We start from the raw sequence: 15,563 nt of genomic DNA on the forward strand, positions 1-15,563 counted from the left end.
GGCGTCGGCAGGGGCTTACAGCCCGAAGGCGGCGCCGACCCGGCGCTGCAGCCGCGCCCACTGGCTTGCCGGATCCAGCTGCGCGGAGAGTGTATGCAGCTGCACCGCCACCGGCGTGCTGACCGGTCCCTCCGCGGTGTGGTCCGCCGGTTCACCCTCGGCGTCGATCACCTGCTGCACCATGGATCCGGGCATCAGGTTCATCAGCGCCAGTGCGAGCTGCCGGGCCTGACCAGGTTCCAGCTCGAAGGGCGCCACCACCACACAGGGCTCGACGTCGATGGGGCGGGAGAGCGCCCGGCGCGCCACGTCGAGCCCGCCGATCACCGACTGTCCCAGGAACCAGCCGAGCAGCACCACGATGGCACCCCAGCGACGCGGCCACTCTCGCGGAGAGCGCGCTGAGGAGGGCGGGAGCAGCACCAGGCTCAGCGCCGTGGCCAGCGCCACAGAAATCACCCCGTAGATCACGTAGTCCGCGCCCCCTCCGGAGAGCGCCCACCAGAGCAGCCCGAGAAGCAGCGCACGCAGCACCCCGGCCACCACGAAACGGTTCATGAGCTTCTCCCCACCAACAGCATCGTGGCCGCGGTGACCACCGTCAGCAGCACCACCAGCACCAGGCCGGTGGACTCCCATCCGCTCAGACGGGCCTCAGTCCAGGAGACCCCGCGCCTTCCGCGCTGCGCCGCGGCGGAGAAGGCTGTGCCCCACCGCTGCGCCGCGGCGGTGGTGAGTCGGTGCGCCCCATCCAGCGTCCGGCCGCCGTCTCTCCGAGCGCGACGCAGCAACGACTCCTCCGCCAGCAACAGGTCACCCGGTGGAATCACGGCCGTCTCAGCGTCGGTGAGCCGGTCCGGCAGCCACTCACGCCGGGCCGCTGCCCAGGTCAGCGCCGCTAGCAGCACGCCCAGCAGAATCGGCCAGGTCGCGTCCCACAGCGTGCTCGGCTCCCAGCTGGGCACCGCGACGCCCTCGGCCTGCACCGGATCGGTGACCCACCGGGCGCCGATCAGCCACGGCACCAGGATCCCGGCCGCGCAGACACCCAGCCAGGAGTACAGCTCCCCATCCGCGCGACGGCGTGGATCGCCCTCTGTCCTGAAGAGGACCACCGCGAAACGCAGCAGCAGCAGGGTGGAGCCGGTCGCGACCAGCGGAAGCAGCGTGTCCAGCCCCACGCCGAGCACCTCGATCCCGCTGACCGCCTCCTTGGAGACGTACTTCCCGAAGGCCCCAGAGGTCAACGGGGCGCCCGCCACCGCCAGTCCCGCGCCGAGCATCCCGAGCAGCACCAGGACCCCGGTCCTGCCCCGGGCGTAGTGCTTGACCACCGGAACCCCGAGGAACAGCGCGCCCTTGGCCAGGCCATGATGGATCGCGTAGACCACCGCAGCGGCCGACGTCGCCGGCTGCAGCTCGGGGAGCATCAGCCCTACGGCGATGAGCACGGTGATGAACCCCATCTGCGAGATCGTCGAATAGGCCAGGATCACCTTCGGGTCCCGCTGCAGGACCCCCAGCACGACGGCGGCGAAGGCACCTGCCAGCGCCAGGGCCAGCAGCACCGCACCGGCGGTGGCTCCCTCGGGCAGGAACCGCAGCCAGCCGATCAGCCCGGCCTTGACCATCGCCCCGGAGAGCACCGCGGAGGCCGCCGGGGGCGCGGCGGGATGAGCCAGGGGCAGCCAGACATGCAGCGGGATGGTGCCGGCCTTGACCCCGAAGCCGAAGATCAGCAGCCCCTGGATCAGACCGGTGTGCGCGGAGCCGGCGGCCTGCCCAGCATCGGCGAGCAGGAAGCCCCCGGCGGAGGTCACCAGGATCAGGGCGGCCAGGATGGCGGTCTCGGAGAGCACCGACATCACCAGATACACCTTGGTGGCCCGCTGCGCCGCCGCGGTCCGGTAATGAATCACCAGCCCCGCCGCAGAGAAGCTCATCAGCGCGAAGCTCAGGTAGAAGCTGGCGACGTCGGCAGCCAGGTAGGTCCCGATGTTGCCGGTGAAGCTGAGCAGCAGGAACGCTGAGAGCGCGCCCGAGCCGCGCTCGGTGTCGCGCAGCTTGATCCAGCTGATCGCCAGCAGGGCAGCGCCATAGAGCAGCGCGGCGATCAGCAGCAGCGGTCTGGCGTAGAGGTCCACCGCGAAATATGCACCGAAGAGCAGCCACGGCACCTCCAGGCTCGCCGCCGCTGTGCCAGGGCCCGCCAGCACCGCCAGCAGCACTGCGGGAACCACAGCCAGCGGAGCCAGCACGGTGAGCCGACGTCGCATCCTGAATGCCCGCAGCGGGGACAGCAGTCCGCTGAGTCCCAGTCCCAGCACCAGCACCAGCGGGGTCAGCAGGGTCACGGTGATCAGCAGGGAGGGTGAGGTGAGCATCAGCCCAGCACCCCCTCGGCGATGAACCGCGCGATCTGCAGCGGGGCGAAGGCCAGCGAGGCCCCGATCCCGACCAAGAGCGTCAGCACTGCGGTGCTCAGCGCCGGGATCAGCAGGCTCTTGGGCTCACGCACACGCAGCGGGTCAGCTGAGTCTGCGGTCTCAGAGTCACCGCTGAGCAGCGTCTCCGGGTCCACCTCCTCCGGGTCGACGAACCACAGCGCGTAGACCACCGGCAGGAAATACGCCGCATTCAGCAGCGAGGAGCCCACCAGGACCCACAGCACCCAGGGATGTTCCGAGGCCATCGCGCCGGTGCCCAGCTGCCATTTGGAGATGAACCCAGCAGTCGGGGGCAGTCCGATCATCCCCAAGGCGCCCACGGTGAACGCCGTCGAGGTCAGCGGCATCCGCCGTCCGGCCCCGCGCAGCTGAGTCACCGTATGGGCCCGGATCACCTCCGCGAAGAGCCCTGCGCAGAAGAACAGGGTCACCTTCATCAGTCCCTGGTGCACCAGGTGCACCACCCCGCCGGTGGTGGCGAGCACGTTGACCATCGCAACTCCGAGCACCACATAGCTGACCTGGGAGACCGTGGAATAGGCGAGCCGCTTCTTGATCTCCTGCTGGCGCAGCGCCTGATAGGACCCGTAGAGGATGGTGAACGCCGCGAGGATCAGCAGCGGGGTCAGCACCCCCAGCTGCGCGGCGGCGTCGACCCCGAAGACGTCGTGGAGCACCCGCACGATCCCGAAGACACCGGCCTTGACCACTGCCACCGCGTGCAGCAGGGCTGAGACGGGGGCAGGAGCGACCATGGCCAGCGGCAGCCAGCCGTGCAGCGGGAACAGCGCCGCCTTGACCCCGAGTCCGCCCACGAGCAGCACGAAGATCAGCAGCGCGGGCACCGGGTTCGAACCCACCAGCTCGGCGACCCCCTCGGCGCCGCCGTCGGCGAAGTCCACCGGGCCCACATACATGGTCAGCCAGACCACTCCGACGAGCACGGCGAGCCCCCCGCCGAGCGCGTAGCGCAGGTAGATCCGGGCCGCCCGCAACGAGGCAGGCGTTCCCCAGTGCGCCACCAACGGGTAGGTCACCACGGTGAGCAGCTCGTAGAACACCAGGAACGTGATCAGGTTCCCGGAGAAGGAGATGCCCACTGTGGCGGTGACACAGAGACTGAAGAACCCGAAGAACCGGCTCTTGTTCTTCGACCCGCGCAGGTACCCCAGCGCGTAGATGGTGGTCAACAGCCACAGCAGCGCGGAGAGTCCGGCGAAGAACAGCGCCAGCGGATCCACCCGCAGCACCAGGTCGATGCCGGGCAGGAAGGGTGCCGTGAACTCCGGCCGGGCGCCGTCGGCGACCACCGCCGGGACCAGGGCGATGATCAGCAGCACCTTGACCACCGCGGCGGTGAGGTTGATCCCGGCACGCAGTCGCACACTGTTCTCCGGCAGCGGGAAGATCGCGACGGCGGCGGTCAGCGAGAGCAGCACCATCACCACCGGGATGGCGGGAAGCAGCTCCGCCGGGATCTGTTCGAGCCAGGTCACCATGGGGCGCCCACCTCCAGGATGTCGCTGAGCCAGACGCCGAGAAAGCCGGTGAGCACGGTGAGCAGCCCCAGCACGAAGGGTGCCAGCTGCGCCTTCCCGGTGGTGCTGGCCTCGGCCACGTGCTGCGCGGTCCTGGCCTGGGGCAGGGCGAGCGCCGTCTGGTCGTCTTCGCTCATCACCAGCAGCGGGGCCACGGCCTTGAGCAGGTAGGCGGCGCTGAACAGCGTCCCGGCCACCAGGACCAGCAGGATCCAGTAGTCTCCCGCGGCCACGGCGGAGGTGGCCAGCAGCCACTTTCCGGAGAACCCGAGCGAGAGCGGCAGCCCGATCAGGCCCACCGCGCTGAGCCCCATGCTCATCACCAGCATCGGATGCGCCCGCCCGGCGCCGCGCAGCTGCGCGATCTCATCGGTGCCGTAGCGGTCTTTGAGGTGTCCTGCGCAGAGAAAGAGGCTGGACTTCGCCACCCCGTGTCCCAGGGCAAGGGCAACGGTCCCGCTCAGTGCGCCCGCCAGCACGGCGCCGTCATCCAGGGTGGTCTGAGCCTCCAGCGCGCTGGAGCTCGGGTCTAGCAGCAGCGGCAGCAGCAGGAACCAATAGCCGACCTGGGCCACGGTGGAATAGGCGATCAGCGGCTTGAGTCGGCTCTGCCGCAGGGCCATCACCGAGCCCAGCAGCACCGCGGCGGTGCCCATCCCGGCCAGCACCCACGCCAGGGCGGTGAGCTCCGGCAGCGGCCCGGCCACCCACAGCCAGCTGCGCAGCAGCACGAACAGCGCCGCCTTGATCACCAGCGCCGAGAGCAGCGGGGAGACCGCGCTGGGCGCCGCGGAGTGCGCCGGGATCAGCCATCGATGCAGCGGCACCAGGGCGATCTTCAGCGCCAGCCCCAGGCTGATCAGGCACATCGCCAGCACGACGGCGGCGAGGTCGGCGTCGTCCTCGGCGGCGAGCTCCGCGATGCTCTGACCCGAGGCGATGATGTCCAGGGTGCCGGTCACCGAGTAGATCAGCGCCACTCCGATCAGGAAGAGCAGCGAGCCCAGCACCGCGATGAAGAGGTAGCGCAGCGCTGCGGGCCAGGCCTCGCGACCGCCCAGGGCCACCAGCGCCACCGCAGTGAGACCCACCAGTTCCAGCCCGACATAGGTGTTGAACAGGTCACCGGAGAGGAACACGGCGTTGAGCCCGGCCCAGCAGCCCAGCCACAGCGGCCAGAACCCGGCGTGTCCGGGGCGCCACCCTCTGTCGGTCGCCGCGCTCGCAGGCCCCGGCGCTGCGGCGGTGCCGTCTGGGTCCGTGACGCCGGGCAGCGCCGCACGGTGTGTCCCGGTGGCCGCGGGACGCGCGGCTGCGTAGCAGCTGAGCACCGTCCCGATCACCGTGGTCATCGCCAGGAACACCGCGGAGAGACCGTCCGCACGCAGGGTGATGCCCAGCGGGGGATCGAAGCCGCCCAGGGCCAGCTGGAGCATCCGCCCGGAGCTGACGTGGACCAGGATCGGCGCGCTGAGTCCAAGCACCGCCACCGAGGTGACCACACCCAGGACCCGCCGCGCGCGGGAGCCCAGCAGCACGCTCAGCGCGCTGGCCAGCAGCGGAATCAGCACCACCGCGGCCAGACAGAACGGCGCCAGGTTCAGCGGAGCGGTCATCGCTGAACCTCCCCGTCCGGGGCGTCGCCGCCGTCCCTTGAGCCCTCGATCCGACGGATCAGGACCGCTCCCAACCCGGTGAAGGCCACGGTGATGACCAGTCCCGTGATCACCAGCGCCGAGAGCACCGGATCAATGCCGGCGGCGGCACCGTCACTGACCGGGCCCTCGGGCTCCGCGGCGCGGGCCGCCAGGGCCATGATGATCATCAACGAACCGATGCCGGTGACGTTCAGCGCGATCAGGCGGGCCACAAGATCGCTGGTGAGCAGCATCCGGACCAGCCCGATCACCGCGATCCCGGTGCCGAGCAACAGATACCACTGCACCTGGCTGAGCTCCAGCATGCCGAGTGCGGGGCTGCCGGCAGCGTGCAGCCCGAGGTCCAGCCCGTCGGTCCTCATGTGCTCACCTCCGGCTGCGTCGGATTCTCCAGGGACAGGTAGATCGCGTAGAGCCCGGCCGCGATCCCCAGCGTCAAGAGGATCTCCACTGTGAGCAGCACCGGGAAGGAGAACGGCGCCTCCAGATGCGCCAGGGCCGTGAGGCTGAACGCGAGGACGCCGGCGACCAGCAACGGGCGCAGCCATCCCACGGTGAGCTTCGCCAGCGGCACGTGGGCGCTGCGCAGGAGGATCAGCACCGCGCAGAGCACCGCCCCGGACTGGAACGCGCCGCCGGAGTCGGTGCTGCCGGCGAAGAGCAGCCACAGCCCGGCCAGGAAGAGCACCGGGGCGAAGACTCGCATCAGCCAGTGCAGGCTCGCAGGGACCGGCGGGGCGGCTGTCGCGGGGAGCCCGAGGTGCGGGCCGGCCTCGCCCCGGCCCAGGCTGAGCACGGCGACCGCAGTGAGCATCAGCACCGCTGATTCCAGCAGCGTGTCGTAGAACCGGAACACCAGCAGCACCCCGGTGATCTCATGCTCCACCCCGGTGAGGTCCATGCCCTCGGTGAGCGCGGCCTCCCAGGCGGGCAGCGACTGTTCGGCGCGCAGCCAGACAGCGCCGGCGATGAGGGTCAGGGTGATGGCGCAGAGCGTGCCCATCGCTGGTCGCAGCCAGGGCCACCGGGGCGCGCTCGCACCGTCGGGGGCGGGCGCGGTCGGAGAGCTCACGGACACCCAGACCAGCAGCGCGGCGAGGATCCCACCTCCGATGCCGGCCTCGGCCAGCGCCACATCCACGCTGCCAAGCCGCAGCCACGCCAGCGTGGCCAGCACGCCCAGACCCAGCAGTCCCATGGACTGAGCGGTTCGCGACCGCGGAAGCACGGTGCACAGCACCGAGGCGATCAGCCCCGCGCCGAGCACCAGATCCGCCGCTGGCACCCCGCCGGTCACGGGGTGGGCTCCGGGGAGCCTGAGGTCGCGGGGTCCGGATCCGGCGTCGAGCGCTCCGGGCCGGCGTCGAGTCCGCCGAGCACATGGGCTGAGACGGACGCCGCAGCCAGAGCCAACACCCAGGTCATCATCAGCACGCCGGCGGCGGTCCAGCTGCCCAGCAGCAGCGCGACGCCGCCGAGCACCAGGCCCAGGCCCAGGTTGTCAGCCTTGGTGAGTGCATGCAGGCGGCTGCGCAGATCGGGGAAACGGATCAGTCCCAAGGTGCCCACGGTGAAGAAGAAGGTCCCGAGCAGGATCAGAGTCAGCGCCAACCACGGAGTCAGCCCGCTCATCTCGGCCCCTCCGCGCGCGCGGACGGCCTGGGCAGTCCGGCGCGCACCGCAGCAGCCACAGCGGCCGTGCCGGTGAGCACCAGGGCCACATCGAGATACCGGGAGCCACCCTCGGAGAGCACTGCGAGCACCGCCGCCAGCGCGGCACCGGTGGTGCCGGTGAGCAGGACCACCAGCAGCCAGTTCCCGGAGAGGCCGCGCCGGGAGAAGACTGCGAGAGCCAGGACGTAGTTGCCCAGCAGCACGGCGAACACGGCGAGCAGCACTGCCTGGATCATCACCGCTCCTTCTCTGCCGGGGTCGCGTCTCTGGCCACGCCCGTCCTGGAGGGGAGCTCGTGACCCCCACCAGCCTAGCGATCCGAGCGCCGCGGCCAGGACATTCCCAGGGCCTCTGTGCTCGGTCTCTCAATCCCGGCTGACTGATCAGCCGCTCACCCCTCGGCCGGGCGGTCCCAGACGTGACCACCGCGGGGTCCGCGCCATGGGGCGCTCCCCGGAACGTGGACTTCGCTAGAGTCAGAGCATGAGTGAACAGACTCCACACCAGAACATCACCTTCTCGCTCGCCGGCGCCGACGCGCAGGCCCAGACCGGTCACGGCTACCTGGCTCTTCCGGCGAGCGGCTCCGGGCCCGCAGTGATCGTGATCCAGGAATGGTGGGGCCTCACCGATCACATCAAGGACGTCACCGACCGCCTCGCCGCCGCGGGCTTCGTGGCCCTGGCCCCGGATCTCTACGGCGGGTCGATCACCCATGACGGCGCCGAGGCCCAGGAGATGATGTCGAAGCTGCCCGCCGAGGAGGGTGCCCGGATGCTCGCCGGAGCCACCGATCACCTGCTCGGGCTGGACGCGGTCAGCTCCGCCACTGTCGGTGCCATCGGATTCTGCATGGGCGGGGGCTTCGTGCTGGCCATGGCCGCGCAGCAGGGGGACAAGGTCTCCGCGGCCGTGCCGTTCTACGGGGTCGGCCAGGGCGTGCCGGAGAGCTACGCCGGGATCACCGCAGCGGTGCAGGGACACTACGCCGAGCACGATGAGAGCTACCCCGTGGAGCAGGCCCGCGAGCAGGAAGAGGCGATCCGGGCGGAGTCCGGCGCGGAGGTCAGCTACTTCTACTACGACGCCGGCCACGCCTTCCACAACGACACCAACGCCATCGGCACCTACGACCCGCAGCGGGCCAAGCTCGCCTGGGACCGTGCCGTGACGTTCCTCAAGGAGAAGGTGGCCTGACTCAGTGCTGGGCGCGCTTCCAGTTCGTGCTGACCTTCTGCATATGCAGCCGGGTGCGGTCAGCGCGGAAGAAGTCGCGAGCGTACTCCACCGGGTTGTCACCGTCGTCGTAGGTGATCCGGTGGATCTCCAGCAGTCCAGCTCCCTCGGAGATCTGCAGGAGCGCTGACTGTTCTGCGGTCGCCGTCGTCGCCTCCACCGTCTCCTCCGCCCGGTCCACCAGCAGACCGTGGTCCTGAGTCAGCAGTGCGTAGAGGGAGCCGGTCAGATCAGCGGCCAGCAGTCCGGGGAAGCGACGGGCCGGCAGCACTGAGGTGTCCAGCGACCAGGTCGCGCTGCCGGCACGGCGCACCCGTGTGATGCGCAGGACCGGGGCAGTCCCGGGAAGCTGCAGTGCGCGCTGCTCTTCGGGGAACGGCTGTGAGATCTCCGCGCGCAGGAGCTGGGTCTGCACGATGAGTCCCTGGTGACGGACCATGTCAGGAACTCCCTGAACCGTGTTGAGATGGCGTTGGATCTTCCCGTCGTCGGCGAAGACCCCGCCGGACTGGCCCAAAGCCCGCCGGACCTGATGCTCGGTCTCCAGCCGGTCCAGCGCGCGACGCAGGGCGCTGCGCGGGACCTGAAGCTGCTCCGCGAGGCCACGCTCGGTGCCCAGGCGCTCACCGGGTCGGAACCGTCCGTCTCGCAGCAGCCTCAGCAGGTTGAGATAGACCACCTCGGTGGGTGCCGGGTCCTCCGGGGATCGGCTCATCGGCTCAGCTCGAAGGGCATGGCCGGTCTCAGCTCAGAGCCTTGAGGGAGGCGTCCAGGGCTTCTGAGGCCCAGTCGATGTCGGTGTGGGTGAACGGCAGCGGTGGGCGCAGCTTCAGCACATTGCCGTGCGGGCCGGCCACCGAGGTCAGGACGCCACGCTGACGCAGCTCTTCGAGCAGGTTCAGCGCGAGCCCGCGATCGGGTTCCTTGGTCGCGCGGTCCTTGACCAGCTCGAAGCCGATGAAGAGTCCCGCACCCCGGACATCTCCTACCGACTGGTGGGTCTCGCCGAGCTGGGTGAATCGTGTGAGCGCCGCTGCGCCGAGATCTCGGGCGTGCTCCTGCAGTCCCTCCTGGCGGATCACTTCCAACACGGCCTGGGCGGCCGCCATGGACACCGGGTTTCCTCCGAAGGTGTTGAAGTAGGGCACCGTGTCGCTGAACGACGCGAGGACATCAGCCTTGGCGAACAGCCCTGAGACCGGGATCCCGTTGCCCATCGGTTTGCCGGTGGTGATCATGTCCGGAGTCACTGCGTGAGCCGCGAAGCCCCAGAATTGGTCCCCGGTGCGAGCGAAGCCTGGTTGGACCTCGTCGGCGATGAACACTCCTCCGGAAGAATGGACCACGTCGACAGCTTCCTTGAGGTAGCTCCCCGGAAGCACGCCGTCGGAGGAGAAGATCGAATCTGCGATGAAGCCCGCGAACTTCACGCCCTTGGACTCCATATCGGCGATCGCGGCGCGGACCTTCTCCGCGAACCAGGATCCGATCTCCGCCACCCCGGTCCGATACCTGTCTGGTGCTGGAAGCAGCCAGACGTGTTCACCGATGGGCTGCCCGCTGCCCAGGGCAGGAGAGACCAAGGAGCTGAGTTCGGAGTTGCCGTGATACGCCTCGGTGGTCGCGATCAGTCCGGTGCCCCCGGTGTGGGCCTTGGCGACCCGCAGGGCGAGATCATTGGCCTCTGAGCCGGTGCACATGTACATGGCCTTGAAGTCCCCGGCGTCGAGGTACTCAGGCAGCGTGGCAAGAAGGTCATCGGTGTAGTCCAGGATCCGTTCGTGCAGATACCGGGTATGGGTGTTCAGCCGCAGCATCTGCGCGTTCACGGCCTGGGCCACCGCAGGGTGGGCGTGCCCGATCGACGCGACATTGTTGTACATGTCCAGGTACTTCTGGCCCTCGGCGTCCCAGAGGTACTGGCCCTCGCCGCGGACCAGGTGGACCGGCCGGCGGTAGAACAGGCGATAGGAGCCACCCAGCACATCGTCCCGCCGTTCGGTGAGTCTGCGGGTCTGCGGATCAAGGTCCGCGGCATGCTCCGCGCGGAAACTGTTGTTGTCCATGATGGTGGAACGCAGGGCCATGAGAGTCCTTCAAGATCGATGCCGGCACGGGAGGCACCCAGCCCTCCGATTCGTCGTGGTGGATCCATCGTCTCAGCCCGTCCCGACACCTGCCCCGTCGGCAGGTTTCCGGGGCGTTACAGAGAACACGGCGGGGGTGAATGGTTCGTTACGCGCAGGGGGCCGCATGAATGGCCTGTTAAACCTCTCCCACATTCTCGCTTCTTCAGTGCTCCTGGAGGCAGCGGCGTGGCACAGTGGGACCGGCACCCAGCCCTCCTCGCCCGCATTCGAGGAGAATCCCTTGCAGAAGAACACCACCATCACGCCCCCCGTCGCGATCACACCCGCCGCAGAGCCGCCGATGCGACTCGCGGACCAGGCGGTCGCCGTCGAGCCGTTCACCGCCTTCGCCACGCTGGGTCGAGGAGAGCCCGCCCCAGACTGGCTGACCCGTGAGGTCACCAGCGCCTGGGGCCTCGATCCGGAGCGGACCCGGCTCGCCCTGATCGCGGTCTCCGAGAATGCGACCTTCCGAGTCGAGGTCGATGCCCACCCCCATGCCGTGCTGCGGGTTCATCGGCCTGGGTATGTAGATCCCGCCCAGATCAGGTCCGAGCTGCAGTGGGTGCGGTCGCTGGGGGAAGACGTGGACATCAGCGTCCCCGACGTGGTCCCACGGGCGGACGGCGAGCTGCTGCACACCTTCAACCGGGGCTCCGCCGACGGCGCCCCGGCGGGGGAGGCGCCCTGGCACATGGTCGCGTTCGCTTTCGTCCAGGGCGCGGTGCTCGAGGACATCATCGATGTCCTGCCTGATCCGTCCTCGTACTATCGACGGATCGGGCGAGCCACTGCGGAGTTCCACCGTCACGCTGAGAACTGGCAGCCGCCCCTGGGCTTCGACCGCTTCCAATGGAGGGTCCAGGACATGATCGGGCGGTCCAGCCGATGGGGTGACTGGCGAGCCGCCCCGATGCAGCCCCAGCAGCACCAGATCCTCCAAGCCGCCGAGGCAGCCGCTGTGAAGCAGGTGCAGCTCGGTGCTCCCACGCATCAGGGCTGGGGTCTGATTCACGCGGACCTGAGGCCCTCAAACATCATGATGCACCAGGACCGGCTCACCGTGATCGACTTCGACGACTGTGGCTACGGCTGGTTCCTCTATGACTTCGCTTCGGCGCTGTCCTTCATCGAGCATGAGCCCTACGCCGGGCAGATCGCCCGTGAATGGATCATCGGGTATCGAAGCGTCCGCGAGCTCACCGCCGAGGATCTACGCTTCGCCTGCGCGCTGAGCATGCTGCGCCGATTGACGATGCTGGGCTGGACCACCACCCATCGTCGTGACGCTCTGCCTCCAGAGATCTGGGACGCACAGCTCCCGGGGTCCGTGGAGGTGGCGCAGCGCTATCTCGAGTCCCCCTCCTGGCTGCTGAGCTGACCCGCGCCGGGGCAGGTCAGCCGGTGAAGGCTTCGACGATCTCCGGGATCTCCCGCAGGTGCCGGCGGAGCACCTCGATGGCCCGTTCGGCGTCGTGGTCCTGCAATGCCGCGAGCAACTCGCGGTGTTCCCTCTCGATCAGCCCCAGGCGTTCGGTGGCCTCCACCAGGGTGCGCACGGCCAGGCGGGTATGCCGCGGACCCAGGGATTCATACATCTCCGCGAGCACCGAGTTGCCCTGGTGGCGGACCAGGTTCAGGTGCAGCATCTGATCCATCTGGGCGAAGCTGCGCCACTGCTCCCGGCGCCCGGCCTCCTCCATATCGTCGAGCAGCTGGGCCATGCCCGGAGGCGGACCCTTGCGGCGGCGACAGATCTTCGCGATGGCGTCGGACTCGACGACGAACCGGGCCTGGTAGATCTCGCGCAGTTCACGGGAGGTCATCACCCGCACCTGGGCGCCGCGACGGGGCACCAGGTCGACGTACTTCTCGGCCTGGAGCCGGTGCAGAGCCTCGCGCACAGGGGTCCTCGAGGTGCCGACCTCGCGGGCGAGCGTCACCTCATCGAGGAACTGTCCCTCCGCGACGTCGCCGGAGAGGATCGCCGAGGCGATCCAGGAATACGCCCGATCCCGGGCGCTCGGCAAGGTTTTTGAGGAATCGTGGTCGTTTCTCTTGTGTGATGGCACACACTCAGTCTAACGTAGTTCCACATGTTGCACTCTTTTTGTATACAAGCAACACACAAGAAACATGCACGTGGTGTATTAGAGCTTCAGGACTATTGAGAACCCCACTGCGGAAGGAACCGGATGAATCGACACACACAGGAGGCTGGACTTCACGGGGTCTGGCTCTCCGAGCCATCAGCCTCCACGGTGGAGGTCGCCGCGCTGGCCGGATACGACACGGTCGTGCTCGACGTCGAGCACGGCTCCTTTGATCTCGCCGCACTCAACTGGCTGCTGCCCTTCATCCGAGCCAAGGGCATGGAAGTGATCGTCAAGGTCTTGGGCCCGCAGCGAGAAGCGATTCAACAGGCTCTCGACCTGGGAGCCAACGCCGTGGCCATCCCACATGTGGAGTCCGTGGCACATGCCGAACAGGTCTGCGGCTACGCCAAATTCCCACCACTGGGTGATCGCTCCTTCGCCGGCGGCAGAGTCTCGGACTACCGAGGCTTCGACGACGCCTGGGTCGCCGAGCAGGACTCCGGCACCCGGTGCTATCCCATGATCGAAGACGCCTCCGCCTTCGCGGACATCGAACAGATCCTGGCGCTGGACTCGGTGGACGGGATCTTCATCGGACCCTCCGACCTCTCGCTGCGGCGAGACCGCGGCGCCTACACCGCCGGCGAGGACGACCTGACGGATATCGCCTACCTGGCCGATGCCGCAAACGCGGCGGGCAAGCCGTGGATCCTCCCCGCGTGGAGCCCAGCGGAGCAGAAGCTGGCCGTAGAGAAGAACGCACACGTGATCATCGCCACCATGCAGTACGGAGCCCTGTTGACGGGTCTCTCCGGCGCCAGCGCGGCGCTGCGCGAGATCCAGGCGCAGGCGGGAGAGTGAGCGCCATGTTGAAGACAGCGATCGCCCAGTTCACCCCGGGCGCGGACAAGGACGTCAACCTCGCCTCGATGGAAAAACTGATCCGTCGAGCCGCAGACCAGGACGCCGCACTGATCGTGCTGCCGGAATACGCGATCTTCACGGTGCCCACGATGGACGACCGATTCGTCGAGAGTGCCGAGTCGCTGGACGGGCCGGCAGTCACCCGGCTGAGAGAGATCTCTCAGGAGCTGGGCGTCACTCTGGTCGCGGGGATCAACGAGACCGCCCAGGACGGCCGGATCTACAACACCCTCGTGGGTCTCCAGGGCGGGGAGATCGCAGCGGTCTATCGCAAGACCCACCTCTACGACGCCTTCGGCTATAAGGAGTCGGACCGGGTGCTCGCCGGTGCGCTGCAGGCGCCCCAGCTGATGTCCGTGGGCGGCTTCACCGTGGGCATGCAGACCTGTTACGACCTGCGTTTCCCGGAAGTGACCAGGACCCTGGTAGACGCTGGGGCCGATGTCGTGGCGCTGCCTGCCGAATGGGTTCCAGGGCCGCTCAAGGAGTTCCACTGGAACACCTTGATCCGGGCCCGCGCCATCGAGAACACCATCTACGTGCTGGCTGCCGATCAGGCCGCGCCCACTGGTGCCGGAAACAGCGCCATCCTCGACCCGATGGGCAACACGCTCGCAAGCGTCGGGGAATCCGAAGACCTCGCGCTCGCGGAGCTCTCGCAGGAGCGTCTGGAAGCTGTCCGTCTGTCCAATCCCGCACTGTCACTGCGCCGCTATCGCGTCGCACCGATGAATGGATGAGTCACATGAATAACACTCGCAACGGCACACGTCCCACCTCCAGCGTCCTGTGGCGCAGCGCCGCGATCGGCGCGGTCGGCATTCTGGGGCTCTCCGCCTGTGGCGGAGGTGATGGGGGAGGGGAAGGCTCCACGGAGGAGACCTTCACGTTGACCTATACGACCTACTCCAACGACACCTCCGATCAGTCGCTCACGGTGCAGCGCTGGGCCGAGGAGGTCGAAGAGCTCACCGAGGGTGGTGTCACGGTCGATTTCCACTATTCCGAGAGCCTCGTGGGTGCGGAGGAGTCGCTGCAGGCCACCATCGATGGTCGCGCGGACATGGCACAGGTCGGTTCGCTCTACGCCGCCTCGGATCTGCCGATGTACACCGTCTCCGAGCTGCCCTTCGAGACCGATAACCCAGAGGCGCAGATGGTCGCCCTGGATCAGCTCTACCAGGAGAACGACGCCTACCGCGGTGACTTCGAGCAGCAGGGCGTGCAGCAGCTCTTCCCGCTGCCGATCGGCATCGCCGTGGTGGGACTCAACGAGGCTGCTCAGACCCCCGATGACCTCTCGGGTCTGAGCATCCGTTCCGGCGGGGTGGTCTCTGAAGCCATGATCAGTGTGGGGGCCAACCCGGTGAGCATGACCGCCACCGACGTCTATGAGTCCATGGAACGAGGCGTCATCGACGGCTACACCTCTTTGGGCATCGCGAATCTCTCGACCTTCGGGCTCTCTGAGAGCACCTCACAGATCTTGGAGCCGGGAGTCGGCTCTTACGCCTCCTCGGTCGTGGTGGTCAATGCCGAGTTGGTCGAATCCATGCCCGAGGCCTATCAGGAGGCACTGCGTACCGCGAGTGAGAACGCAGTGGGCTACGGGCTGGATGAACTCGACACCCTGGGCAGCCAGGCCTGCGAGGAGCTGCAGAACTCAGGAACCGAGTTCTCCAGCTTCTCCGAGGAAGACGTGACGGCATGGCAGGAAGAGGCCGGCATCGCCGAGGCCTGGGTGTCTGATCAGGGCGGAGAGGCGGAATCCGTGCTTGAGGACTACCGCCGGTTCATCGACGAGACCACGGAGAGCTCCGACTACTCGGACCCGCTGGTCGCCTGCATGGGCGAGTGACGT

General features: G+C 68.2%; 16 protein-coding genes. 5 read left to right on the top strand and 11 right to left on the bottom strand.

The window, feature by feature from the left end; all coding sequences use genetic code 11:
* Nucleotides 1–15: 15 nt before the first annotated feature.
* Genes HNR11_RS04945 through HNR11_RS04980 form a run of 8 tightly spaced genes read right to left on the bottom strand, consistent with a single transcriptional unit; the run spans nucleotide 16 to nucleotide 7,553 of the window.
* Complete coding sequence (locus HNR11_RS04945) at nucleotides 16–558, bottom strand: Na+/H+ antiporter subunit E (protein ID WP_179441375.1); 543 nt, start codon at nucleotides 556–558, stop codon at nucleotides 16–18.
* On the bottom strand, nucleotides 555–2,384 hold the full coding sequence (locus tag HNR11_RS04950) for a complex I subunit 5 family protein (RefSeq protein ID WP_179441376.1): 1,830 nt from the start codon (nucleotides 2,382–2,384) through the stop codon (nucleotides 555–557). Before HNR11_RS04950 ends, HNR11_RS04945 begins: the two co-directional genes overlap by 4 nt.
* Nucleotides 2,384–3,946 carry a complex I subunit 5 family protein gene (locus HNR11_RS04955; protein ID WP_179441377.1) on the bottom strand — a complete coding sequence of 521 codons (1,563 nt, stop codon included), beginning with the start codon at nucleotides 3,944–3,946 and terminating at the stop codon, nucleotides 2,384–2,386. The genes HNR11_RS04950 and HNR11_RS04955 overlap by 1 nt, the downstream gene beginning before the upstream one ends.
* The gene (locus tag HNR11_RS04960; RefSeq protein ID WP_179441378.1) at nucleotides 3,940–5,601 is read right to left on the bottom strand and encodes a complex I subunit 5 family protein; all 1,662 of its coding nucleotides are present in this window, start codon (nucleotides 5,599–5,601) and stop codon (nucleotides 3,940–3,942) included. Before HNR11_RS04960 ends, HNR11_RS04955 begins: the two co-directional genes overlap by 7 nt.
* Nucleotides 5,598–6,005, bottom strand: a complete 408-nt coding sequence (locus HNR11_RS04965) for an NADH-quinone oxidoreductase subunit K (RefSeq protein WP_246310321.1) — start codon at nucleotides 6,003–6,005, stop codon at nucleotides 5,598–5,600. The genes HNR11_RS04960 and HNR11_RS04965 overlap by 4 nt, the downstream gene beginning before the upstream one ends.
* Nucleotides 6,002–6,940: a hydrogenase subunit MbhD domain-containing protein gene (locus HNR11_RS14245; protein WP_179441379.1), complete on the bottom strand. Its 939-nt coding sequence runs from the start codon at nucleotides 6,938–6,940 to the stop codon at nucleotides 6,002–6,004. The genes HNR11_RS04965 and HNR11_RS14245 overlap by 4 nt, the downstream gene beginning before the upstream one ends.
* A complete protein-coding gene (locus HNR11_RS04975) occupies nucleotides 6,937–7,275 on the bottom strand; it encodes a monovalent cation/H(+) antiporter subunit G (RefSeq protein ID WP_179441380.1) in 339 nt (112 codons plus the stop codon). The genes HNR11_RS14245 and HNR11_RS04975 overlap by 4 nt, the downstream gene beginning before the upstream one ends.
* Nucleotides 7,272–7,553, bottom strand: coding sequence for a hypothetical protein (locus HNR11_RS04980; RefSeq protein WP_179441381.1), 282 nt, complete (start codon nucleotides 7,551–7,553; stop codon nucleotides 7,272–7,274). The genes HNR11_RS04975 and HNR11_RS04980 overlap by 4 nt, the downstream gene beginning before the upstream one ends.
* Nucleotides 7,554–7,800: 247 nt before the next feature.
* Here HNR11_RS04980 and HNR11_RS04985 point away from each other — a divergent pair, with 247 nt between their 5' ends.
* Nucleotides 7,801–8,514: a dienelactone hydrolase family protein gene (locus HNR11_RS04985; protein ID WP_179441382.1), complete on the top strand. Its 714-nt coding sequence runs from the start codon at nucleotides 7,801–7,803 to the stop codon at nucleotides 8,512–8,514.
* A gap of 1 nt (nucleotide 8,515) precedes the next feature.
* On the opposite strand, the gene HNR11_RS04990 is transcribed toward HNR11_RS04985, so the two are convergent.
* Together HNR11_RS04990 and HNR11_RS04995 are read right to left on the bottom strand one after the other, a co-directional pair.
* The gene (locus HNR11_RS04990; RefSeq protein WP_179441383.1) at nucleotides 8,516–9,268 is read right to left on the bottom strand and encodes a GntR family transcriptional regulator; all 753 of its coding nucleotides are present in this window, start codon (nucleotides 9,266–9,268) and stop codon (nucleotides 8,516–8,518) included.
* A 28-nt stretch (nucleotides 9,269–9,296) separates the two neighbouring features.
* Entirely contained in the window at nucleotides 9,297–10,640 is a 1,344-nt protein-coding gene (locus HNR11_RS04995) for an aspartate aminotransferase family protein (RefSeq protein WP_179441384.1), read from the bottom strand.
* A gap of 283 nt (nucleotides 10,641–10,923) precedes the next feature.
* Between HNR11_RS04995 and HNR11_RS05000 the strand changes: the two genes are divergently transcribed.
* Nucleotides 10,924–12,063, top strand: a complete 1,140-nt coding sequence (locus HNR11_RS05000; RefSeq protein ID WP_179441385.1) for a phosphotransferase enzyme family protein — start codon at nucleotides 10,924–10,926, stop codon at nucleotides 12,061–12,063.
* A 16-nt stretch (nucleotides 12,064–12,079) separates the two neighbouring features.
* Here the strand turns inward: HNR11_RS05000 and HNR11_RS05005 are convergent, their stop codons facing one another.
* Nucleotides 12,080–12,754: an FCD domain-containing protein gene (locus HNR11_RS05005; protein WP_179441386.1), complete on the bottom strand. Its 675-nt coding sequence runs from the start codon at nucleotides 12,752–12,754 to the stop codon at nucleotides 12,080–12,082.
* 123 nt (nucleotides 12,755–12,877) lie between these two features.
* Here HNR11_RS05005 and HNR11_RS05010 point away from each other — a divergent pair, with 123 nt between their 5' ends.
* The 3 genes from HNR11_RS05010 to dctP are packed head-to-tail and all read left to right on the top strand — an operon-like array spanning nucleotide 12,878 to nucleotide 15,560.
* Complete coding sequence (locus tag HNR11_RS05010; RefSeq protein WP_179441387.1) at nucleotides 12,878–13,639, top strand: HpcH/HpaI aldolase family protein; 762 nt, start codon at nucleotides 12,878–12,880, stop codon at nucleotides 13,637–13,639.
* A gap of 5 nt (nucleotides 13,640–13,644) precedes the next feature.
* Nucleotides 13,645–14,442: a carbon-nitrogen hydrolase family protein gene (locus tag HNR11_RS05015; protein WP_179441388.1), complete on the top strand. Its 798-nt coding sequence runs from the start codon at nucleotides 13,645–13,647 to the stop codon at nucleotides 14,440–14,442.
* Between the two features lie 5 nt (nucleotides 14,443–14,447).
* Nucleotides 14,448–15,560 (top strand): TRAP transporter substrate-binding protein DctP, encoded by a 1,113-nt coding sequence (gene dctP, locus HNR11_RS05020; RefSeq protein ID WP_179441389.1) that lies wholly within the window; start codon nucleotides 14,448–14,450, stop codon nucleotides 15,558–15,560.
* The last annotated feature ends 3 nt before the right edge of the window (nucleotides 15,561–15,563 follow it).

The organism is Nesterenkonia sandarakina (genome assembly GCF_013410215.1).
GTDB classification, from domain to species: domain Bacteria; phylum Actinomycetota; class Actinomycetes; order Actinomycetales; family Micrococcaceae; genus Nesterenkonia; species Nesterenkonia sandarakina.